The organism is Pseudonocardia yunnanensis, assembly GCF_039534065.1.
In the GTDB taxonomy this organism is placed as follows: domain Bacteria; phylum Actinomycetota; class Actinomycetes; order Mycobacteriales; family Pseudonocardiaceae; genus Pseudonocardia; species Pseudonocardia yunnanensis.
In genome coordinates, this window is record NZ_BAAAUS010000005.1 from 112,912 (window position 1) to 134,386 (window position 21,475).

Below are 21,475 nucleotides of genomic sequence, written 5' to 3' on the forward strand. Positions count from 1 at the left end.
TCACGCCGGGGCGTTGGCCTGCCTGCGGAACACGACCCAACGCATGGCGCAGTACATGAAGACCCCCTCGCAGACCCCCGCTGCGATGCGCGCGAGGTGGTACTCCACTCCCAGGGCCGCGAGCCCCGCCCCGACGCCGAGCAGGATCACTCCGAAGTTGAACGCGACCACAAGTACATAGAGCAGAACCTGGCGACCGGCCGGGGCGTGGGACCGGAAGTTCAGGGTGCGGTTGAGCACGAAGCCGAGACCGAATGCCGCCGCGTACCCGAGGGCTATCGACACCTCGATCGGCCAGCCGAGCCCGCCGTGCATCGCGGTCAGGAGCAAGAGGTCCACGCCGAAGGTGAAGCCGTTGATCAGGGCAAATCCGATGAAGGTGGGGTCGACCACCCGCGACAGACCGAAGGGGAGAACGGCTGCGACGGTGGCGCACATCCGCGCGAACCGGAGCGCGATCCCGGAGTCGCCGGTTTCGGCCCCACCATCACCGGCGGCGACGCCGGGCTGCGCTGGTACGCCCTGAGCAGGCGCCTCTGGGCGGGCCCGGGGTTCGCCCCGGCGACGGCGTCTCCGGCGGTGGGTGGTCGTCATGTGGCCCTTGGTAGTGCGCGATCCCTGTGTGAAGCGGAAATGCGGTATGGACCAGGGGTGAACTTCTCGGAATACACGACGGGGGACCTACTCGGTGAAGTCAGCGGTGCGGGTCTCGGCCATGAACAACAGACAGACCAGACACAGCACGGCGATCCCGATCAGATACCAGGACACCCCCGTCGTCGCGTGGGTGCGGGCGAGCACGTCGGTGGCGATCAGCGGGCTGATGCCTCCACCGATGATTCCGGCGGCGCTGTAGGCGAAGGAGGAGCCGGAGTAGCGGTAGCGCACGCGGAACAGCTCCGGGAAGTAGGCGCCCATCGGGCCGTACAGCAGTGCGAAGCACACCAGCCCGACCGTCATCGCGATCCCGATCAGTATCGGCTGCCGGGTCTGGATCAGCCAGAAGAGCGGGAAGGCCCAGATCCCGGAGAGCACCGCCGCGGTGATGCACAGCTTGCGTCGGCCCACGCGATCGGAGACCGCGGCGAACCACAGCGTCGCCGCACCCATCAACAGTGACGCCACGATTGCCTCGGTCAGCATCGTGGTCTTGTCGACGTGCAGCTGGGTGGTGGCGTAGGTCAGACAGAAGGTGGTGATCGTGTAGAACATCGTAAACGCCAGGATGAACGACAGCGTGGCGAGGATGAGCACCACCGGTTGGCGCCGCAGCAGCTCGAGGAACGGCACCCGGGCTTGCTGGTGGGCCTGCACCACCGCCGCGCGGAACACCGGGGTCTCCGCGATCCGCATGCGGATGTAGAAGCCCACCACCAGCAGCACTGCCGATGCCCAGAACGGAATACGCCAGCCCCAGGACGTGAACGACTCAGGGCTCATGCTCGCGCTCAGCACCAGGTACAAGAAGTTGCCCAGCGCGAATCCGATGGCCGGGCCGAGCTGGGGGTATGCCGAGTAGAGCCCGCGCTTGCCGGCGGGGGCGTACTCGGTGGCCAGTAGGACGGCCCCGCCCCACTCTCCGCCCAGCCCGATGCCCTGCAGGAAACGCAGCACCGCGAGCAGAATCGGGGCGGCCACCCCGATCGCGGCGAACGAGGGCACGCAGCCGATCAGGACCGTGGAGATGCCCATGACCAGCAATGAGGTGATCAGCATCCGTTTGCGGCCGAGCCGGTCGCCGAAGTGGCCGAACAGGATCGCGCCCAGCGGGCGGGCGATGAAGCCCACCGCGAACGTGGCCAGCGCGGCGAGGGTGCCGGCCGTCGCGGAGAACGAGGGGAAGAAGAGGGTGCCGAACACGAGCGCGGCGGCGGTGCCGTAGATGTAAAAATCGTAGAACTCGATCGCCGTGCCGATGAAGCTGGCGACCGCGATTCTGCTTTGTGACGGGGCGTCGACGGTGGCGCTGGTCATCAACACACTCCTCCGAGATGGCCGGGCCGCGTGAGCGGTCGCTGCTGGTGCACGATTTCGCCGCCTTGACGTGTTGTGGGTTTTTCGGTGGGGACCGAATCGGTCCTGCGCCGGCGCTTGCGCTGACGTCGACGAATGCTACCGGCGGCACGCCGGTGAAGACTTCCGGCCATGATGACGGAGCCGGCGGATCGGCGCCATATTGTGGTGATATGTGCATGTGGCGTGCGCCCCGTTGCCGGCGGGGAGTGCCTGCCGGAGTCGCCCGGAAACCGTCACGGAATACGCAAAACGCCGTTTCGTTGCACCCGAATCGACCCGTTGGGCGCGCGCGGTCCTACGGTATGGGATCGAACGGGCCGAGCAGCCGAATCAGCGCAATGCCGCCAGGGCTGCGGCCAGCGAGGCTTCGATGACGTGCGCCGACACGACAGCGACCTCCTCCGGGGTACGCCCGAAATCGCCGGCCAGGGACTGCGTGCTGAATCCCGACAGGTGCACCGCGACGGCGTCGACGAGCCACGGAGGCGGCTCGCCGAGTCCGCCGCGGGCCTGCCAGATGCGTGACGTCACGCTCGTCGCGAACCGCTTGCGGCTGGCTCGCCGCTCCACCGCCGCCTCGGCCAGCTCGGCCGACAGGTCGTCGGGAGTGAGCACGGCCAGCTCCCAGTAGATGCGGCCGTTGCGGGCGTTCAGCCGATGGGTGACGGTCAGCAGGTCGACCAGCCAGGCCCGCAGGTCGTCGTCCTCGGGGGGAGGCGGGATCTGCAGCGCGTAGCGGCGCACGCCGTCCCTGATGGCGGCCACGAGGAGACCGTCGCGCGTGGCGAAGTGGCGGAACACCGTGCGCCTGCTGACGCCGGCCGCCGCAGCGACGTCGTCGACGGTGGCGGCGAGACCGCGTTCGGCGAGCACGGTACGAGCGGCCCGCAGGATCCGGGAGCGGGCGAGGTCGCGCTGTTCGTCGGCGAGCGAGATGGCGCTGCCGGCGTCGTGGGTCACGCCGGGATGGTACCGGGCCTGCCTTGAACCCTGTCACTGACGAGTGACATGCTGGCACCAGAGAGGGACGCTCGTCTCTCCGCACGTCACCTCCGGAGGGGTGCATGAGCGTCACCGGGCCGCTGACCAGGCCGGACGGCACTGTCATCGACAAGACGGCGTTGCGCCGGAAGTACCTAGAGGAGCGCGACAAGCGGCTGCGGCCCGACGGCAACGATCAGTACCAGCGCCTCACCGGACGGTTCGCCCACTACCTCGAGGACCCCTACACCCCGCGGACCGAACGCGAACCGAAGACCGACGACTGCACGGTCGTGTTCATCGGCGGTGGGTTCGGCGGTCTGGTCACCGGGGCGCGGCTCAAGGAAGCAGGCGTCGACGACGTCCGGATCATCGAGAAGGGCGGCGACTTCGGCGGTACCTGGTACTGGAACCGGTACCCGGGTGCGCAGTGCGACACGGCCTCGATGGTCTACATGCCGTTGCTCGAAGAGACCGGTCACATGCCGACCGAGAAGTACGCGCACGCGCCGGAGATCCTCGAACACTGCCAGCGCATCGGAAAGCACTTCGGGCTGTACGAGGACGCGCTGTTCCACACCGAGGTGACCGGCCTGCAGTGGGACGCGCAGCGCTCCCGCTGGGTCATCAGCACCAATCGGGGGGATCATTTCACCGCCCGATTCGTGGCCATGGGAATCGGGCCGCTGCATGTCCCGAAGCTGCCGGGCATTCCGGGTATCGACGCGTTCGCGGGGCACTCGTTCCACACCAGCCGCTGGGACTACGACTACACCGGCGGTGACCCGTCGGGCGCACCGATGGACAGGCTGGCCGACAAGCGGGTGGCCATCATCGGCACCGGCGCCACGGCCGTGCAGTGCGTGCCGCATCTGGCCAGGTCGTGCCGCGAGCTGTTCGTGTTCCAGCGCACCCCGTCGTCGGTTGACGTCCGCGGCAACCATCCGATCGACCCCGAGTGGTTCGCCGGGATCGCCACGCCGGGCTGGCAGCGACGCTGGCTGGAGAACTTCACGGCCAACCAGACCGGCGGCGTGGCTGCCGAGGACCTGGTGATGGACGGCTGGACCGAGATCGCCAGGCGGGTGCGGGCGAAAGTCATGACGCTCCCGGCCGAGGAACGCACCCCGATGACGATGCTGGCCGCCTTCGAGGACTCCGACCACGAGAAGATGGAGGAGATCCGGGCCCGCGTCGATGCGATCGTCGAGGACCGGGCCACCGCCGAGCACCTCAAGGCCTGGTACCGCCAACTGTGCAAGCGGCCCTGCTTCCACGACGAGTACCTGCAGGCCTACAACGTGCCCGGCACGCATCTGGTCGACACCGACGGCAAGGGCGTGGAGCGGATCACCGAGCACGGGGTGGTGGTGGCGGGCACCGAGTACCAGGTCGACTGCATCATCTACGCCTCCGGCTTCGAGGTCGGCACCGCCTACACGCGGCGGGCGGGCTACGACCCGATCGGACGCGACGGCGTCACGCTGTCCGAGCACTGGGCCGACGGGATGCGCTCGCTGCACGGCATCCACGTCCGCGGCTTCCCGAACGCGTTCTTCGTGCAGCCGACCCAGGGCGCGAACCTGCTCTCCAACGTCCCGCACAACCTCACGGAGTCGGCCCGGACGATCGCGACCACCATCAAGCACGCCCTGGACAGCGGCGCCGACGAGATCGAGGTCGGCCAGGAGGCCGAGGACCGGTGGATCGCGCTCCTGCTGACCGGGCCGGGGCGGATGCGGCGGTCCCCTGACTGCACTCCGGGCTACTACAACAACGAGGGTCAGGATCCGGGCCGCCGGGCGCTGCTGAACGTCGGCTATCCGGCAGGGCCCAGCGCCTACTTCCAGTACCTCGACGGGTGGCGCACCAGCGGCACCTTCGAGGGTCTCGAGTTCCGGTAGGCCCGCCCGCTACGGCCTGATCGAGCCGGTTGAGACCGGCTCCGAGTGGATCGACGATGCCGCCACCGGTTCTGTCGGTACCCCTGTGCAGAATGCACCGCAGTTGAGGCAAGGGGAGTTACGGACGATGGTCGCAGCGAATCCGCTGTCGGAGCAGGACCTGGCGGAAGCGCGTCAGGAGTTGGCGGCCGGGAGGCCGCTCACGGTGTGGTTCACACCAGCCGCGGTCGGTGTACCGGCCAACGGCTCGGCCAAGGTGATCTCGATCGACGAGGTCGCCGAGGGCGACTTCATCCAGGTCAAACCCGCGGGCTCGCGCGACACGATGTTCTGCTCGCCGAGCGAGCTCACGAGAACACGACCGGCGCGCAAGAAGGTCCAACGGCCTGCCGAGCGGGCTCCCGAGTCGGTCATGCCGTCGGAAGAGGCACCTCAGGCATCGGCGCCGGAGAAGCCGCGGCCCGAGCCCGAGCCGGAGTGGACGCCTGCGCCGCCGCCCGCGCCCCTGAAGGCGCCGCCGCCCGCGCCGGCGCCGGTCAAGGCGCCCGATCGTCCGCGTTCCACGGGCAGCCGTTCGGCCGGGCGTCCCGCAGAGGTCACGGTCACCCTCAACGCCACAGCCGAGGGGGAGTGGACCGTCGAGGTCATGATCGGTAAGAAGCGCACTGTTCGGCCCACTCCGGTGCAGCCGGGTGACGTGGCCAAGGCCGCCAGGGCGTTGCCCTCCGTGGTGGCTGAGGCGATCGACGCGTCGCTGGAGGCTGCGCGGCAGCGGCAGCTCGAACGGGTGGAGCGCCTGAGTGCCGAGCTCGAGGCTGCTCAGCGGGCGTTGCACGAGCTGATCAGCTGACCGAGGGCAACGGGGCACCTCCGGGAGTCCCGGTGCGGTCGCATGGCGATCTCGCGGGTGCCCGGATTGCGTCGAATCTGTGATATTAGTCCGTTCGGCTCATGATCGCGTATTCGATACCGCCTTGCGGGGGATCGGGAGCCGGTCGTCAATTCCTCTATTGTGGCGCGCCCGTCCATCGCTAAGCTTCTGCTGTATGCGCGGGGCCGCGGGAGGGGTGGAAGTTGATGAGTGTGCCGTGCGTCGTACGGGCGGTTTGATCGAGGGCTGAGTGGTCCGCGCGCACCGTGACCCGACGCGGCGGCCGCCGACCCCGCGTCGATGGTGACGAGCCTCTGTTCCTGGTGTTGGCGTGATCGTTTCGGCCGGATTTCTGTATCTCGATATGATCACAGGTGATCATTTAGACGTCGCGTGACGCGCCGAAACCATGCGTTCGAATTGCTGTAGCATCACCCGCGCGCTGTGTCAACAATCAAGCTGTGGCAACAATCAAAAAGGCGGGCGACGGTCAGATGTCGCCGTAGGCGAATCGCTGCGTAGCCGCGACCTCAACCGTGTCGCCCGTTCCACCGATCTCGACGAACGCTGATCGTGTGACCGCACGGTCAGGATGAGGAGGGACTGTGAACAGCGAGTCAGCAACGCGTCTCCAAGGGGCCTCGTCCTCCGAGTCGAGTGGTGGCACATCCACCGCTGTCGGATCGGGCGAGCACGAGATGCCTCAGATCGCGTCCATCACGCTGAGGATCAACGGCCGTGCGCAGCGCCTGGAGGTGGATACGCGGACGTCGTTGCTGGATGCGCTGCGCGAGCATCTACAGCTGAGCGGCACCAAGAAGGGGTGCGACCACGGGCAGTGCGGCGCATGCACCGTGTTGGTGAACGGCCGGCGGATCAACTCGTGCCTGACGCTCGCCGTGATGCACGAGGACGACGAGGTCACGACGATCGAAGGCCTGGGGGAGCCCGGTGACCTGCACCCGATGCAGGCCGCGTTCGTCGAGTGCGACGGCTTCCAGTGCGGCTACTGCACGCCGGGCCAGATCTGTTCGGCGGTGGGCATGCTCGCCGAGGTCGAGGAGGGCTGGCCGAGCCATGTCACGGCGGACGTATCGGCGTCCGAGATCGCGGCCACCGGTGAGGAGATCCGCGAACGAATGAGCGGCAACATCTGCCGCTGCGCCGCGTACCCGAACATCGTCGCGGCAATCCGCCTGGTTTCGGAAGGAGACCAGCGATGAGGTCTTTCACCTATGAGCGAGTGGTGGACGCGCACGGTGCGGTCGTCGCGGCAGGCCGGCCCGGAGCGAAGTTCATCAGTGGGGGCACGAATCTGCTGGATCTGATGAAGCTCGAGATCGAGCGGCCGCGCCATCTGGTGGATATCAGCCGATTGCCGTTGCGGGAGATCGAGGAGTTGCCGGATGGGGGGTTGCGGATCGGTGCGCAGGCAGCGAACTCCGATACTGCCGGGGATTCGCGGGTCCGCACCCGGTATCCGGTGTTGACGCAGGCGTTGGTGGCCGGTGCGTCGGGTCAGTTGCGGAACAAGGCCTCGGTCGGGGGCAATTTGTTGCAGCGCACGCGGTGTCCCTACTTCTACGACACGGCGGCGCCGTGCAACAAGCGGGATCCGGGGTCGGGGTGCTCCGCGATCGGTGGTTTCAATCGAATCCACGCGATTCTCGGTGCGAGTGACGCGTGTATCGCTACCCATCCCTCGGACATGGCGGTAGCGATGACCGTGCTCGATGCCGAGATCGAACTGCTCGATGCGGATGGTGCGCAGCGCCGGGTGGCGATCGGTGAGTTTCATCGGTTGCCGGGGGACACGCCGCATGTCGAAACGGTGGTGCGGCACGCAGAGATGATCACGGCGGTGGTTCTGCCGCCCGCTCCGGCTGGTCGGCAGTTCTATCGCAAGGTGCGGGATCGGGCGTCGTACGAGTTCGCGCTGGTCTCGGTGGCGGCGATCGTCGCCACGGATCAGGGGACGATCAGCGGGGCGCGGGTGGCGTTCGGCGGTGTGGCGCACAAACCGTGGCGGTCGACCGAAGCGGAGGCGGTGCTGGTCGGGCGTCCGGCCACGATGGCGACCTATCGCGCAGCGGCGGACGCGGCGATGCGGGGGGCCGTGGGGCGGGGTCACAACGACTTCAAGATCGAGCTGGCCCGGCGGACGTTGTGCCGCACCTTGGCGCAGCTCGCCGAGGGGAGCTGAGACGGCGATGACGATGATCGGGCAGGCACTCAACCGCGTCGACGGGCCGTTGAAGGTCTCCGGCAAGGCCACCTACGCCTACGAGCACTGGGTCGACGGCTGCGAACCGCTCTACGGCTTCATCGTCGGCGCGACGGTCGGCGCCGGGCACATCACCCGGATCGACACCGCCCGGGCCGAGCGGGCACCGGGCGTGCACATGGTCATGACTCATCACGACGCTCCGGCGCAGGGCACCCCCGACCTGTCCATTCCCTTCGAATACTGGCGGGCCTTTCCGGCACTGAGCGGTGTCGACGTTCACCATTTCGGGGAGCCGGTGGCCCTGGTCGTCGCCACGACCTTCGAACAGGCACGAGCGGCGGCCAACCTGATCGATGTCGACTACGCCGGCGAGCCGGGCTCCTACGACTTCGGCGCCGGGCAGGACGAGACCTACGCGCCGACCGGGCTGATCTACGGCATGATCCCGACCGACACCGCCGTGGGCGATCTCCATGCCGGGTTCGACAGCGCCGCGGTCAGAATCGACGAGCGCTACACGACGCCGTTCGAGCTCTCTCAGCCGATGGAGCCGCAGGCATCACTGGTGGTGCCGCACGGCGAGGACCTGATGGTCTACACCAGCACGCAGATCGTCGACGCGGCTCGTGCCTCGATCGCCGCCACGCTCCAGATCGATCCGGAACGAATTCACGTCATAGCCCCGTACGTCGGCGGGGGGTTCGGGTCCAAGCTGCGGATTCATTTCGAGACGATCCTGGCGGTGTTCGCCGCACGTGCTCTGGGTCGGCCGGTGAAGGTCGCGATGGCCCGGCAGCAGATCTTCCAGATGACCGGCGTGCGACCCACATCGAGTCAACGGGTGCGACTGGGCGCTGACCGCGACGGGCGGCTGGTCGCGATCGCCCACGAGGTCACCATGCACACGAACCGCCACGCGGAGTTCATCGAGCCGACGGGCACCGTCACGCGCAGCCTCTACGCCGCACCGAATCGGTTGACGAGTCATCGGTTGACACCGCTGGATCTGCCGCGAGGGGAAGACGTCCGCGCACCGGGGGAGGCACCGGGCCTGCTCGCGGTGGAATCGGCGATGGACGAGCTGGCTCACGCGCTCGAGATCGATCCGGTCGAGCTCCGGATCCGCAACGAGCCCACCGTCGATCCCGAGCGCGGCGTGCCCTTCAGCGACCGGAAGATGGTCGAGTGCCTGCGTGAGGGCGCCCGCCGGTTCGGCTGGGAGCGCCGTCCCGTTCGGCCCGCAAGCCTGCGGGAGGGACGGTGGTTGATCGGGTACGGCATGGCTGCGGCGATCCGGGGACACCTGCAGGCACCGACGAAGGTGGTGGTGCGCGTGGAACCGGACGGCACCGCGGTCGTCCGGTCCGACATGACCGACATCGGCACGGGGACCTACACGATCCTGACCCAGGTGGCCGCCGACGGGCTCGGGCTGCCTCCCGAGCGGGTGCGGGTGGAGCTCGGACGCTCCGAGTTCCCGGTCAGCATGGGGTCCGGTGGGTCGTGGGGCGCTGCCAACTCGAGCACAGCCGTCCATCGGGCCTGTGTCGGTCTGCGCGAGAAGCTGCTGGCCACGGCGGGCGGCGACGCGCGGTCGCCACTGCACGGCTCGGATCAGGCCGGCGCGGTGTTCTCCGGCGGCAGCGTGAGTATCAACGGTGCGTCCGAGGCGCTGGACGAGATCGTGGCGCGGAATTATCCCGAGGGCGTGGAGGCGGAGGGCGAAACCCTCGCCATGACGGAAGACCCGAACTATCGGGACTACGCGCTGCACTCCTACGGGGCCCATTTCGCTGAGGTGGCTGTCGACGTCGACACCGCCGAGATTCGGCTGCGGCGAATGCTGGGCGTGTTCTCGGCCGGCCGCGTGCTGAATGCGAAGACGGCGCGCTCGCAGCTGGTCGGCGGCATGATCTGGGGCGTGAGCGCGGCCCTCGACGAGGAAGCCGTGGTCGACATGCGGGCCGGCGGGTTCGTCAACCGTGACCTGGCGCAGTACCTGATGCCGGTCCACGCCGACGTGCCCCGGGTCGACGCCGTCGTGCTGGAGGGCTTCGACGACAAGGCCAACGTCCTCGGGGCGAAGGGCATCGGAGAGCTGGGTATCTGCGGGGCCGGCGCGGCGGTGGCCAACGCCGTGTTCAACGCCACCGGGGTCCGGGTGCGCGACTTCCCGATCACGCTGGAGAAGGTGCTGCCCGGGCTCCCACCCATGGGCGACTGACCAGGCAGGTTGATCACCGCACGGTCCGATGAGGCGTCGCGCCTCATCGGACCGTGGCGTCGTCACGCCCGATGTGCGCGACCGGCGGCGGGCACATCCGGACGCCAGGATCGTTAACAATTTCGTTGACGACACTTCGGACAACATGGTTAGCTCAGGTCAACCGTTCATGGGCGACCGAGGGCCACGAGGGCCGGCAGGAGGCGCGGGGGATGAACGAGTTGGTCATGTCGTGCTGCACGAGCGCCTGCCGGACCACGTACACCACATGATCGCCGGCGTCGAGGGCCACCTCCGCCGAGACGGGGACCGGACGACCTTGTCGTAGCCCACACCGAAAGGGGATGACGATGCTGTCAACCGAGGACAACGAGCTACTGACCCGGGTCGGACCGGGCACTCCCATGGGTGAGCTGTTGCGCCGTTACTGGACGCCGGCTCTGCTGGTCAGCGAGGTTCCCGCGCCGGACAGTGATCCTGTTCGCGTGCGGTTGCTCGGTGAGGACCTCGTGGCGTTCCGCGACACGAACGGCCGGGTCGGCCTGGTGCAGGAGAACTGCCCGCACCGCGGGGCCTCGCTCTACTTCGGACGCAACGAGGAGTGCGGGCTGCGGTGTCCGTACCACGGCTGGAAGTTCGATGCCGACGGCGCGTGCACGGACATGCCGAGCGAGCCGCCGACGAGCGTGTTCAAGGACAAGGTCAGGATCACGGCCTACCCGACGCACGAGTCGGGCGGGATCGTGTGGACCTACATGGGCCCGGCCGACACGATGACGCCGTTCCGCGACTTCGGCACCGACAGCCTCGAGCCCGAGCACGTGCAGGCCACGAAGATGCACTCGACGTGCAACTGGGTGCAGGCGATGGAGGGCAACCTCGACACCTCCCACATCTCCTGGTTGCACCAGTTCAACGGCGTCGACAACATCCCCGACGACGGCAGCGACAAGCCCGGCTACCCCTCCAACCCGATGTCGTGGAAGTTCTGGCGCCACGACCGGGCGCCGCGCCTGGAGGTCGAGGACACCTGGTACGGGTTCAAGTACGTCGGTATCCGGGAGACGCCCAACGGGCACACACACGTGCGGATGAGCGCGTTCTGCTACCCGTACCACACGGTGATCGCCACGGTGCCGCTCGGCGTCCGCCACGGCATCTTCGTGCCGGTCGACGACCACAACACCCACCGCTACCTCCTCAACACCCGCCCGCTCGACAACTCCCGTGGCGTGGGTGGGGCGCCGTTGTTCTCGGTGGCGCCGTTCAAGCTCGCCCGGGCCGAGGTCGGCGGCAACGGTGTGATCCATCGCGAGTACACGGCGGAGAACGACTACGGCATCGACCGCGAGGAACAGCGCAACCTCACGTTCTCCGGTGTGGCGGAGTTCGTGAGCCAGGACCTGATGGTCACCGAGTCGATGGGCCCGATCTACGACCGCAGCCAGGAGCGGCTGGGCACCTCCGACAAGGCGATCATCCGCATGCGCCGGCTGCTGATGGCCGCGGCCAAGAGCGTGGCCGACGGTGGTGATGCGCCCGCCACGTCGGCGGAGCACAACTACTTCGAGGTCCGTTCGGCGGAGAAGATCCTCGAGGACGGCGAGGACTGGCGCGTACTCGGCACCGATGCCGACCCGCTGGTGCGGGAGATGGACGTCAACGGGGTGCTCGACCGCACTCCTGTCGCCGGCTCCTGACCGCCCGCGGCCGACGTCCCCGGGCGTCGGCCCGTCCCCGGCCCGGTCGGCCTCGCCCGGGTGCGCACGTCGTCCCACCCGCAGCGTGGCGGGGTCGCTCGACAGCCCGCTGCCTCCACACGATCAGGAGGAGCGTAGTGATACCGATTCCTCGGCGGCGGGCTCTCGTCGTCCTCGCGGCGGGCGGGTTGGCCGTGCTGACGGCCTCGTGCGGCGCGGCGCAGGGGCCGGCCGCGGCCGGACGTCCTGCGTTGGCGGCGGTGAATCCCTACGGGGGAGACCTCGCGGCCGAAGGCGAACCGCGCCGAGGCGGAACGCTTCGTCTGGGGATGACCAGCGAGATCACCAGCTTCGATCCGACCGTCTACAACGGCAACGTCGCGGCGACCGCCGTGTACGACTCGTTGATGCGGATGACGCCCGGTGGCGGGGTGGAGCCCTACCTGGCGGAATCGATGGAGAGCCGCGATGGCGGCACGACGTGGCGCATGCGACTGCGGGCGGGGGTGCGGTTCCACGACGGCACTGCCTTCGACGCGAACGCGGTGGTGGTCAACGTCCAACGGCACATCGACACCGCATCGTCGCCGGCGCACGCGGGCGCGAGCCTGATCACGTCCATGCGCGCGGTGGACCCACTCACCGTGGAGTTCGGGCTCGCGCAACCGATGGGCGAGTTCGCCACCCTTTTCGCACTGCCGTTCACGGACGGCACGCTGGGGATGGTGGTCTCGCCTGCCGCGCTCGCGAAGTACGGCGCTGACATCGGCCGCAATCCGGTGGGCGCGGGGCCGTTCAGGTTCGTCGAATGGGTTCCCGACTCGAAGAGCGTGTTCGCCCGCAACGACGACTACTGGCAGCAGGGGACGCCCCATCTCGACGGCCTGGAGTTCCGGCCGCTGCCGGACACGGAGTCGCGGTACGCGTCGATCGCCAACGGCGATGTGGACGTCATCTTCGCCGGCTACAACCAGGAACTGGTCCGCGGCCTCGAGGACCCGAACCTGGAGGTCTACTTCGGGCCCGGCGACGGCGGGGAGTTCCTGCGATACAACTTCACGAAGCCCCCGTTCGACGACCGCCGCATGCGTGAAGCGATCATCCGCTCGATCAATCTCGATGCCCTCGGAGCGAGTCAGTACAACGGGCGGCTCATCCCCGCGAAAAGCTTGTTCGGTGACAGCAGCCCGTACCACACGCAGGCGGCCACGGACGCGTGGCCACAGTTCGATCCGGAGCGGGCCAAACAGCTCATCGAGGACTACCGGTCCTCGGGTGGGAACCCGGAGTTCACGTTCACCACCACCAACAGCCGGGTCGCGTTCGCCGAGTTCGTCCAGGCGCAGATGGCAGCGGTCGGGATCACGATGGAGACCCAGTTCTACGACATCGCACAGTTCACGTCCGCCATTGCGCAGAGCGGCAATTTCCAGCTCACGACGTGGGTCGGCGAGGTCAACTCGACCTATCCCGGTGTTTCCAGGCTGCTGGGCACCGGTGGCAGCGGGAACCACGGCAAATACTCGAACCCCGAGGTCGATCGGCTGCTCGACCAGGCCGTGGTCACCACGGACGACGCCGAGCGGACCAAGCTCTATCAGCAGGTCGAACTGCTGTCCGGTCAGGACCTCGCGGTGGCCTGGTTCAGCCGCAGCTATCGCTCCACCATCACCCGTCGCGAGGTCAACGGCATGGACCGGTACCAGGCCGGAACCATGTGGTACGCCACCACCTGGCTCGATCGGTGAACCGATCGGCCCGGCCTCCTCTCGACGGCGCACGATCACAACCAGGAAAGGAAACGATTCATGGCAACGGAGTCAGGCATCGCGCTCACCGGTGAGATCGCCGAACGCATCAACAGTGCCCTGGAGAACCGCAAACCGCTCACGGTCAGCTATGTGGGGCTCGACAATCGCCCGCACATGTCCTTGCGCGGGTCCATTCACGTGCACGCGGTTGATCAGCTCGCGATCTGGGTGCGGCACAGCCAGGGCGGGATCGTGGAGGCGATCGGCTCCAATCCCGCGATCGGGCTGCTCTATCGCGATGCGGACTCCCGTACGACCTACGTCGTCAGTGGACGTGCCCGTGTCGCCGGCGACGAGGACACCCGGCGCGCCGTCTTCGACGCCAGCCCGAAGGTGGAGCAGGACCACGATCCCGAGCGGCTCGGGGTCGCCGTCCTGATCGATGTCGACGAGGTCAAGGGCGGCACCGTCGGTGGCGCACAGGTCTCGATGACGCGATGACCCGATGACTCGCACTGGTTGAGATCGATCGGCCGCCGCGGCATCGGTTATTGCGCGGCGGCCGCCTCGATGGCACCCCGAGAATGCGATCAGTGGTTCGTCCGTAATGCCCGTGGCTGAGCGTTTGGCGCCATTCTGCTTCAATCGTATTCGCCCTGGTTTCCGTGAAGGCCGCTCAGGTCTGTGGTTCACTGGACGCGGTACGGGTCGGCTGCGGCCGGTTTCTGGTGCCGTGCTACGGGGGTGTTTCGGGTGGTTCGAGCCATGAATGGTGCCGTATCGGAATGCGATAATCTCAACGATCCGCACGAACGGGCCGAACTTCGCTCGGCAGCCCGGGAATTGGTGCCGCTACTCAGTTCCCATGCGGCGGAGACCGAGCGACTGCGAGACCTGGCTCCTCCGGTGGACGCGGCCCTGCGTGCGGGAGGCTTCTACACGCTCACGGCGCCGCGGAAGTTCGGTGGCCGCGAGGCCGGCGTGCGCACCATCATCGAGGTGTACTCGGAACTCGGCCGTGGCTGCGGCTCGAGCGCGTGGGTGGGGAAGATCCACTGCGGTGCCGCGCACATGGCGTCGCTGTTCGGCGACGAGGCCAGGCAAGAGGTCTGGGGTGAGGACGGCGGCGCCGTCGTGAGCGCGAGCCTCAACGGGTCCGCATCCAACACGGCACGGGCCGTGCCGGGCGGCTTCATGGTCAGTGGCGAATGGCATTACGCCTCCGGCGTCCACCAGGCGCAGTGGCTGGTGTGCAAGTTGGTCGTCGAGCAGGCGGGCTCCGGCGAGCCCGATCTCCGACTCGCCCTGGTCCCGGCGTCCGAGATCTCGATAACGAACACCTGGGACATGGCGGGCATGGAAGGTACGGGTAGCGACAGCTTCACGGTCCGTGATCTCTTCGTCCCGGCCCACCGCACCCTTCCGCTGGCGGCGGCGATGGATGATTCGCTGCGTTCCCAGGACGACCTGGAGAGCGTCTACCGCACCTCCGTGCCGTCGATGCTCGGGTTGTCGGTCGCAGGTCCGGTCATCGGGATGGCTCGTGGCGCGCTGGAGCACGTCATGTCGATGCTGGAAAAGGGCAGGCCGGTGACCGGCTCGACCTACACCGACGCCATCGACTTCCCGAGCGTCCAGTTGACCGTTGCGGATGTCGCTTCGCTGATCGACACGGCCGAGCTGCACGCCTACCGGGCCGCCGACGACATCGAGGCCGCGTCGCTTCGCGGCGATCACCTGGACGTGGCAGCTCGTGCCCGGATCAGGATGGATACCGGCGTCGTCATGCTCCGATGCCGCGAGGCGGTCGAACGACTTCTCGATCTGGGCGGGGCATCGGCCTTCGCACGCAGCAACGCTCTCCAGAGGTACTGGCGCGACCTCACCACTGCCACCAGGCACGCGTTGGTGTCGCCGTCCCTGAACAGGGAGATCTACGGGCGGGCGCTCCTCGGCATCACGGAACAGCACGTCCCGATCGTCTAGCCGAAGCAGATTGACATCATCGATGTCAATCTGACACCGTTGATTTCATGCCCGCCGACGCTCGACAGCTCTATGCGGTGCTCCGCTATGTCCGGCCGCTGCATCTGCTGTCGGCCAGGGCCGTCACCGCTGCGCTCGCCGACGAGCAGATCACCATGGGCGTCCGCGCACTGCTGGAAGCCCTCGACGTCGGGGGCGCCGCCCCGGTACCGGCGATCGGTCGCACGCTGTCGATGCCGCGGCAGGTGATCCAACGCCTCGTCGACCAGGCGCTCGCACTGGACCTCGTGACCACCGAGCCGAACCCGGCGCACAAGCGGTCGCCGCTCGTCAGGCTCACCGAAGCTGGACGCGCGGCGTTCGACCGCATTCACGAGGCAGAGCTGCGCAATCTCGCCTCGATCGCGTCCGGGCTCGACCCTGACGACATCGGCGCGGCCATCCGCGTGCTCGACGCGCTCACCACCGGTGTCACCCGGTTGACCAGCGACATCCCCCCGATCAGCGAGGAGTTGTCATGACCGGCACGATCCTGACCGGCACGGTTCCCGTCGAGGGCGGCCACATCGCCTACGAGCTGACCGGGGAGGGCTCTCCGCTGGTGTTCCTCCACGGCGGCGCGATGAACATGCGCATGTGGGAGCCGCAGCTCGCGCTCGCCGCCGACCACACCGTCGTCCGGCTCGACGCGCGCGGGCACGGCTCGTCGTCGACGCCGACCGCTCCGTTCCGGCAGTGTGACGACGTCGCAGCCGCGTTGCACGAGCTCGGGCTCGGGTCCGCTGTGCTCGTCGGGCTCTCGATGGGCGCCGCCACGGCGTTGGACACCGCGCTGGAGCACCCCGCGCTCGTCACGGCGGTCGTCTCCTGCGGCGCCGGCGCGAGCAGCATGGCGCCCCTCGACGAGCGGATGTTCAGCGACCCGTGGACCCGTGGGCGCCTCGCCGCGCTCGCCGCGGCGCAGGCCGCCCTCGACGCACAGGCGTGGACGGAGGCGTTTCTTGAGCTCGGGCTCGTCGGCCCGTACCGGGAGTTCTCCGACGTCGCCCCTGCGGTCGTCGCGCTGTGCCGGGAGATGATCACCGACACGCTGACGACGCACGTCGTGCACGGCGGGCCGCCGCCGACCCCCGTCGCCGACGCCGCCCGGCGGGCCGCGGAGATCGGGGTGCCGGTGCTCGGAGTGGTCGGTGCGATCGACTCTCCCGACCACGTCCGCGTGGTCCGTGAGCTCGTCGACATCGTGCCGACGGGGCGACTCGCCGTCATCGAGAGCTCCGGGCACATGCCCAACCTGGACCGGCCCGAGCTGTTCAACGACACGCTGCGCAGGTTTCTCACCGCCGTCGGGTAGCTCAGTCTCCCGGCTTCACGAGACCGTGCTCGACACACCGCACTGGTCCTTCCGAGACCAGGAGAATCTCCTTGTCGAGATAGCCCACCAACGGTGAACGATCAACTCGGGCGTCAGAATCTGCGCGTGTCCTGGCTGGAAGAGACCGAGTGGCCGCTCATCGGTCGTGACGACGAGCTGTCCCTGATCGCGGCGGCTCTCGAGGGCAGGGGTGGTGTCGTACTCGCCGGCGCCGCGGGCGTGGGCAAGACTCGGCTGGCCCGGTCGGCGGTGACCAGGCGAGACGACGGCGAGGTCCGCTGGGTTCTGGCAACCCAGTCGTCTCGGCGAATTCCGCTGGGCGCCTTCCAGCCACTGTTCGGTGTCGTCCCGGAGAACGCCGAGGCGGCGCTGGCGGCCGCGCACGATTCGTTGCGTGGGCAGAAGATTCTGCTGGCCGTGGACGACGCTCACCTGCTCGACGAGGTATCTGCGACGTTGTTGCTGCAGCTCGCGCTGCACCGGGTGTGCCGGATGACGGTGACCGTGCGATCCGGAGAACTCGCACCGGACGCGGTGACGGCGCTGTGGAAAGACGGCGTGCTTCCCCGGCTGGAGGTAGAGGCGATCGGTGAACCGGCCATCACGGAACTGCTCGAACGAGTGCTCGGCGGCCGGATCCAGTCCACGACCGCACGGCAGCTGTTTACCGAGACCGCCGGCAACATGCTCTGGCTGCGCCATCTGGTCGAGGGGGAACGAACGGGCGGGCGGCTTCGCTGCGTCGACGGAGTGTGGCATCGATTGGGTGGGCCCCGGCTGGGGCCTGCGTTGACCACGCTGATCGACGAGCGGATCGGCAGTCTGCCGGAGGATCTGCGCCATGTGCTCGAATTGCTCGCTCTGGGCGAACCATTGGATGTCGATCTCCTGCGGACGCTGGCCGGCGAATCGGCGATAGAGGCCTGCGTCGACCGCAGCCTGGTGACGGTGAGCCCCGACGGCCCGCACTGGTCGGCCAGGCTCGCGCATCCGCTATATGGTGAGGCCGTCAGGACCCGGCTGAGCTCGATGCGTGGGCGTCGGCTGCGAGGTCATCTGGTCGAAGCGTTGCGCGTGGCCGGCGAGAACCCGGATCTGTTGCGGCTGGCAGTCCTCGCGCTGGACAGCGACCTGCCGGCTGATCCGGCATTGTTCCTCGCTGCCGCTAACACGGCGTCGTTGCTGACAGACATGGACCTGACCGAGCGGCTGGTCGGTGCCGCCAGGGACGCAGGAGCAGGCTTCGAGGCGCAACTGCTGCACGCATTCGTGCTCAGCTACCTCTACGAGGGCGAAAGGGCCGAAGCGGAGTACGCCGAGGCCGGCGGCCACGCCCGCACCGATGCCCAGCGCCTGCGGGTGGCGCAATCCAGAGCGCTGAACCTGAGTATGGTTCTAGCCCGGCCGACGGACGCGAAAGCCGTGCTGGACGAGGTCGCAGATTGTCACGGAGCGCGTAGCGAACTCCTGGGAATCCGTGCGATGTTCGCGGTGGCGGGCAACCGGCTCGGGGAGGGGCGGGCGAGTGCACGCCAGGCACTCGATACGCCCGGGATCTCGGCAGCTTGCGAGACTTTCGCGACATGGGCGTTGGGCGCGGCGGAGGCCCTCGAAGGAGCCGCCGATCAGTCGACGGTCGCGGCCCGCGGCGCCCGGGCGGCGCTTCGCTCACCTGAAACGATTTTGCTGCGGATCAACCTCGCCTGGTGGGAGGTGCAGGGGCTTGGCTTGGCCGGCCAGGTCGAGCAGACCCGGCTGGCGATCGATCGGCTCACTTCGTCGATGGGCGGCCGGTTCCAGGCGTTCTTCTATCCGAACCTCGACGGCTGGCTCGCCCTGATCAGCGGCCGTGTCGGCACAGCAACCGCGCTGCTCACCGAATTTCGGCCGTACTTTCCGGGGCATGGCGGCGGGTGGACCACGATGATGGAGTTGCGGCTCGCGCTGGCGCTCGGGATGGGTGGGGACCTGGCGGGGGTCCGCGAAGCCCTCCGCCGGGCCGAGGCAAGCCGGCATCCGGCGATCATCGCCCTCGATCCACAGTTCGAGTTGGCCAGGGCGTGGCTCGCGGCGGCAGAGGGGACGACCAGCAACGCCATCCGGCACGCGCGGGAGGCCGGTGCGCTTGCGGCGGTGTCCGGGCAGAGCGCGTTCGAAGTACTGGCACGTCACGCGTCGGTGTGCTTCGGCGATCGCGGCCAGGTCGACCGACTCGGCGAGCTCGCACGCCGACTCGGCACTCCACGCGCGATGGCCGCCGCCGCGCACGCCGCCGCATGGGCTCGACAGAAGCCCTCGGAACTGCTCGCCTCGGGCGACATGTTTGCCGAGGCCGGACTGATGTTGCAGGCCGCCGATGCCGCCGCACAGGCGTACGCCCTGGCACGGAGCCGACTCGCTCCGGAGGTGATGGCCAGGGCAGCGGGGCGGATCAGGGATTTCGCGGCTGACTGCGAGGGGGCTCGCACCCCGGCGCTGCTCGCCGCCGAGCAGCCCTTACCGATCAGCGAGCGGCAGCGCGAGATTGCCCGGATGGTGGCGGCGGGGATGTCCAACCGGGACATCGCCGACCGGCTCCGCGTCTCGGTCCGCACCGTCGAAGGTCACATCTACCACGCCTGCACAAGGCTCGGTGTCAGTACCCGCACCGAGCTCGCGCAGTTGCTCGGCCCGCCGAGCGGTGATCGTCATGGGAGGGGTACGGGCGCCATGACGGTCGGTGCTCCCGTGTCCCGGTGACAGAGTTCGGATCGCCGAACGGCCGCTGCGTTGGTTTCCACCGCATGTCACCAGGCATCCGGCCGGAGGCGAGAGACGCGTAGTCGACTACGCGCGACGCCGCGCAGGCTCACCTGGAAGAGTGGACATCCACGCGAGATATACACCGCACCCGTGATGCCCCACGCCGTTAATGGTCCGAGCCCTGATGACATCACCTTGACATTGGGCTCATTTGCGTTCCAGTTCCCAGAGGGGAAAACCTATGGATTTAGATGTCTCTCAGCCAGCGCATGTAGTGGGACATTCGGTACTGAGGGCGGACCTCGGCGTCGGCGGCCGCCATATCGTGGTGCTCTCTGGAATCGCGCGGCCGGAATGGAAAATTGACGATGACAGTGCCCATCGGGAGGTTTGCCGGCTTCGGTTGCGAGAGCCGGCAGGGACGGTGGAGCAGTCAACCGTTCATGTCGGACTGGCGAGCATCGGCAACGATGACACGGAGTTCGTTTTCGCTACGGACCAGGCGAGCGTGGAAGTCGACGAGGCCGGCGAGCTTGTTCTCATCACGCACCTCGCGCTGATGGGTGAGCCATCGACGCTCAATCGCTTCTCTTACCAGGTGGTGCTGACTACCCGAGTGGTGGCGAGCGAGATCACGGGGACGATCAGTTGGCCGACTGCATGGTTCCGCCCACCGTTGCCGGGTCCCGCCGGGGTCTCTGGAATATTTTCCATTCTGGCCAATGAGAGAACCGTGACGCCGGGAGGCCCTCCCTTCGGAGGGGAAGTGGAGCACCTGCGTCCGGTCACTCCCGGCGAGATCGTGTCAGTCACGGTGGCCGAGGACACCTGCCGGGCGACGTACCGCATCGCTGAACCGCCCAAGGGGCGGCAACTGCGTGTCACCGTGGAGCAGAGCGGTCTTCGAGGGCCCGGGAATGTATCGGTTGGCACCGTCTCGCCGGCCGCCGACATCCTGACCCTGAGCGTCGCGCAGCCCTCAGCAGTTATCGATTTCCACGCGACTTCGGTCCGTGTTGCATGAGCAGCCCAATTCCGACTCCGGCAGAGGCTTACGCACGTATGCCCTACAAGTTTCCGCTGATCGATGGGCAGCCTGTGGTGCGCATCCCGGTAGCAGGTCCCCCGCCCTACAACACCCTCGCCGTTGTACGCACAACCGCGGGGATCACCTCTTACGACTGGGCTGATGGAAATACCGACCGTCGGCGGCAGACGGTGCCAACGCCGCTCATACTTGCCCAGTACGACCCGCGCCGGCCCGAGCAGCAGCACGTGATCCACTCCAGCTCTGCGACGGTGCGGATGATGCAGATCAGCGCCGAAGTCGAGGTCTTCACCGACGACAACACTGACTTTCAAATCTCGATCGACGCGATCCTCCCCGAGTCACGCATCGACGAACATGGTCGCTGGTGGGTCACCTTCGACGTCGCGGAGGAGTTCACCAAGGTCTTCGCCGGTGCGCACGCCGAGATCACCAGCTGGGTGCTGTGCTACGAGCCTGGCCCGCCCGGCTCATCCACCACCGGTGAGCTGTCGACCGGCTCGCTGACAGTCGGAATTCACCCAACTGCGATGACCAACCAGCTGCGTCAGTTGGCCACCAAGCTCGTAGCAGCCGGGGAACTGGCCAAGGCTGCTGATGCCAATCAGGCGGCGCTTGATGTGATGCTTGCCTACGTCCCGCCTCCGGAC

Annotated in this window: 17 protein-coding genes and 1 pseudogene; 15 read left to right on the plus strand and 3 right to left on the minus strand. The window is 67.9% G+C overall.

The window, feature by feature from the left end:
* From ABD743_RS06155 to ABD743_RS06165, 3 genes are all read right to left on the minus strand, one after another.
* Nucleotides 1–594 carry a GtrA family protein gene (locus ABD743_RS06155; protein ID WP_344719702.1) on the minus strand — a complete coding sequence of 198 codons (594 nt, stop codon included), beginning with the start codon at nucleotides 592–594 and terminating at the stop codon, nucleotides 1–3.
* 87 nt (nucleotides 595–681) lie between these two features.
* Entirely contained in the window at nucleotides 682–1,974 is a 1,293-nt protein-coding gene (locus ABD743_RS06160) for an MFS transporter (protein ID WP_344719704.1), read from the minus strand.
* Between the two features lie 372 nt (nucleotides 1,975–2,346).
* A complete protein-coding gene (locus tag ABD743_RS06165; RefSeq protein ID WP_344719706.1) occupies nucleotides 2,347–2,976 on the minus strand; it encodes a TetR/AcrR family transcriptional regulator in 630 nt (209 codons plus the stop codon).
* 104 nt (nucleotides 2,977–3,080) lie between these two features.
* Here ABD743_RS06165 and ABD743_RS06170 point away from each other — a divergent pair, with 104 nt between their 5' ends.
* The 15 genes and pseudogenes from ABD743_RS06170 to ABD743_RS06240 form a co-directional block, all read left to right on the plus strand.
* Nucleotides 3,081–4,901, plus strand: coding sequence for a flavin-containing monooxygenase (locus tag ABD743_RS06170; RefSeq protein WP_344719707.1), 1,821 nt, complete (start codon nucleotides 3,081–3,083; stop codon nucleotides 4,899–4,901).
* A gap of 127 nt (nucleotides 4,902–5,028) precedes the next feature.
* The gene (locus ABD743_RS06175) at nucleotides 5,029–5,751 is read left to right on the plus strand and encodes a DUF6319 family protein (RefSeq protein ID WP_344719709.1); all 723 of its coding nucleotides are present in this window, start codon (nucleotides 5,029–5,031) and stop codon (nucleotides 5,749–5,751) included.
* A gap of 719 nt (nucleotides 5,752–6,470) precedes the next feature.
* Entirely contained in the window at nucleotides 6,471–6,995 is a 525-nt protein-coding gene (locus ABD743_RS06180) for a 2Fe-2S iron-sulfur cluster-binding protein (protein ID WP_344719710.1), read from the plus strand.
* The gene (locus tag ABD743_RS06185; RefSeq protein WP_344719712.1) at nucleotides 6,992–7,975 is read left to right on the plus strand and encodes an FAD binding domain-containing protein; all 984 of its coding nucleotides are present in this window, start codon (nucleotides 6,992–6,994) and stop codon (nucleotides 7,973–7,975) included. Before ABD743_RS06180 ends, ABD743_RS06185 begins: the two co-directional genes overlap by 4 nt.
* A 7-nt stretch (nucleotides 7,976–7,982) precedes the next feature.
* Entirely contained in the window at nucleotides 7,983–10,223 is a 2,241-nt protein-coding gene (locus tag ABD743_RS06190; protein ID WP_344719714.1) for a molybdopterin cofactor-binding domain-containing protein, read from the plus strand.
* 344 nt (nucleotides 10,224–10,567) lie between these two features.
* Nucleotides 10,568–11,923, plus strand: a complete 1,356-nt coding sequence (locus ABD743_RS06195; RefSeq protein WP_344719716.1) for a Rieske 2Fe-2S domain-containing protein — start codon at nucleotides 10,568–10,570, stop codon at nucleotides 11,921–11,923.
* Nucleotides 11,924–12,060: 137 nt separating this feature from the next.
* Nucleotides 12,061–13,671: an ABC transporter substrate-binding protein gene (locus ABD743_RS06200; protein ID WP_344719718.1), complete on the plus strand. Its 1,611-nt coding sequence runs from the start codon at nucleotides 12,061–12,063 to the stop codon at nucleotides 13,669–13,671.
* Between the two features lie 60 nt (nucleotides 13,672–13,731).
* The gene (locus tag ABD743_RS06205) at nucleotides 13,732–14,175 is read left to right on the plus strand and encodes a pyridoxamine 5'-phosphate oxidase family protein (protein ID WP_344719720.1); all 444 of its coding nucleotides are present in this window, start codon (nucleotides 13,732–13,734) and stop codon (nucleotides 14,173–14,175) included.
* Nucleotides 14,176–14,439: 264 nt separating this feature from the next.
* A complete protein-coding gene (locus ABD743_RS06210) occupies nucleotides 14,440–15,660 on the plus strand; it encodes an acyl-CoA dehydrogenase family protein (RefSeq protein ID WP_344719722.1) in 1,221 nt (406 codons plus the stop codon).
* Nucleotides 15,661–15,707: 47 nt separating this feature from the next.
* Nucleotides 15,708–16,181, plus strand: a complete 474-nt coding sequence (locus ABD743_RS06215; RefSeq protein WP_344719724.1) for a MarR family winged helix-turn-helix transcriptional regulator — start codon at nucleotides 15,708–15,710, stop codon at nucleotides 16,179–16,181.
* Nucleotides 16,178–17,014 carry an alpha/beta fold hydrolase gene (locus tag ABD743_RS06220; RefSeq protein WP_344719726.1) on the plus strand — a complete coding sequence of 279 codons (837 nt, stop codon included), beginning with the start codon at nucleotides 16,178–16,180 and terminating at the stop codon, nucleotides 17,012–17,014. Before ABD743_RS06215 ends, ABD743_RS06220 begins: the two co-directional genes overlap by 4 nt.
* Before the next feature lie 240 nt (nucleotides 17,015–17,254).
* Nucleotides 17,255–17,446, plus strand: a pseudogene (locus tag ABD743_RS44400) (hypothetical protein); the annotation flags it as partial.
* A gap of 123 nt (nucleotides 17,447–17,569) precedes the next feature.
* Entirely contained in the window at nucleotides 17,570–19,774 is a 2,205-nt protein-coding gene (locus ABD743_RS06230) for a LuxR C-terminal-related transcriptional regulator (RefSeq protein WP_344719730.1), read from the plus strand.
* 244 nt (nucleotides 19,775–20,018) lie between these two features.
* Complete coding sequence (locus tag ABD743_RS06235; RefSeq protein ID WP_344719732.1) at nucleotides 20,019–20,801, plus strand: hypothetical protein; 783 nt, start codon at nucleotides 20,019–20,021, stop codon at nucleotides 20,799–20,801.
* 38 nt (nucleotides 20,802–20,839) lie between these two features.
* A partial coding sequence (locus ABD743_RS06240) for a hypothetical protein (protein ID WP_344719734.1) occupies nucleotides 20,840–21,475 on the plus strand: 636 nt, incomplete at its 3' end.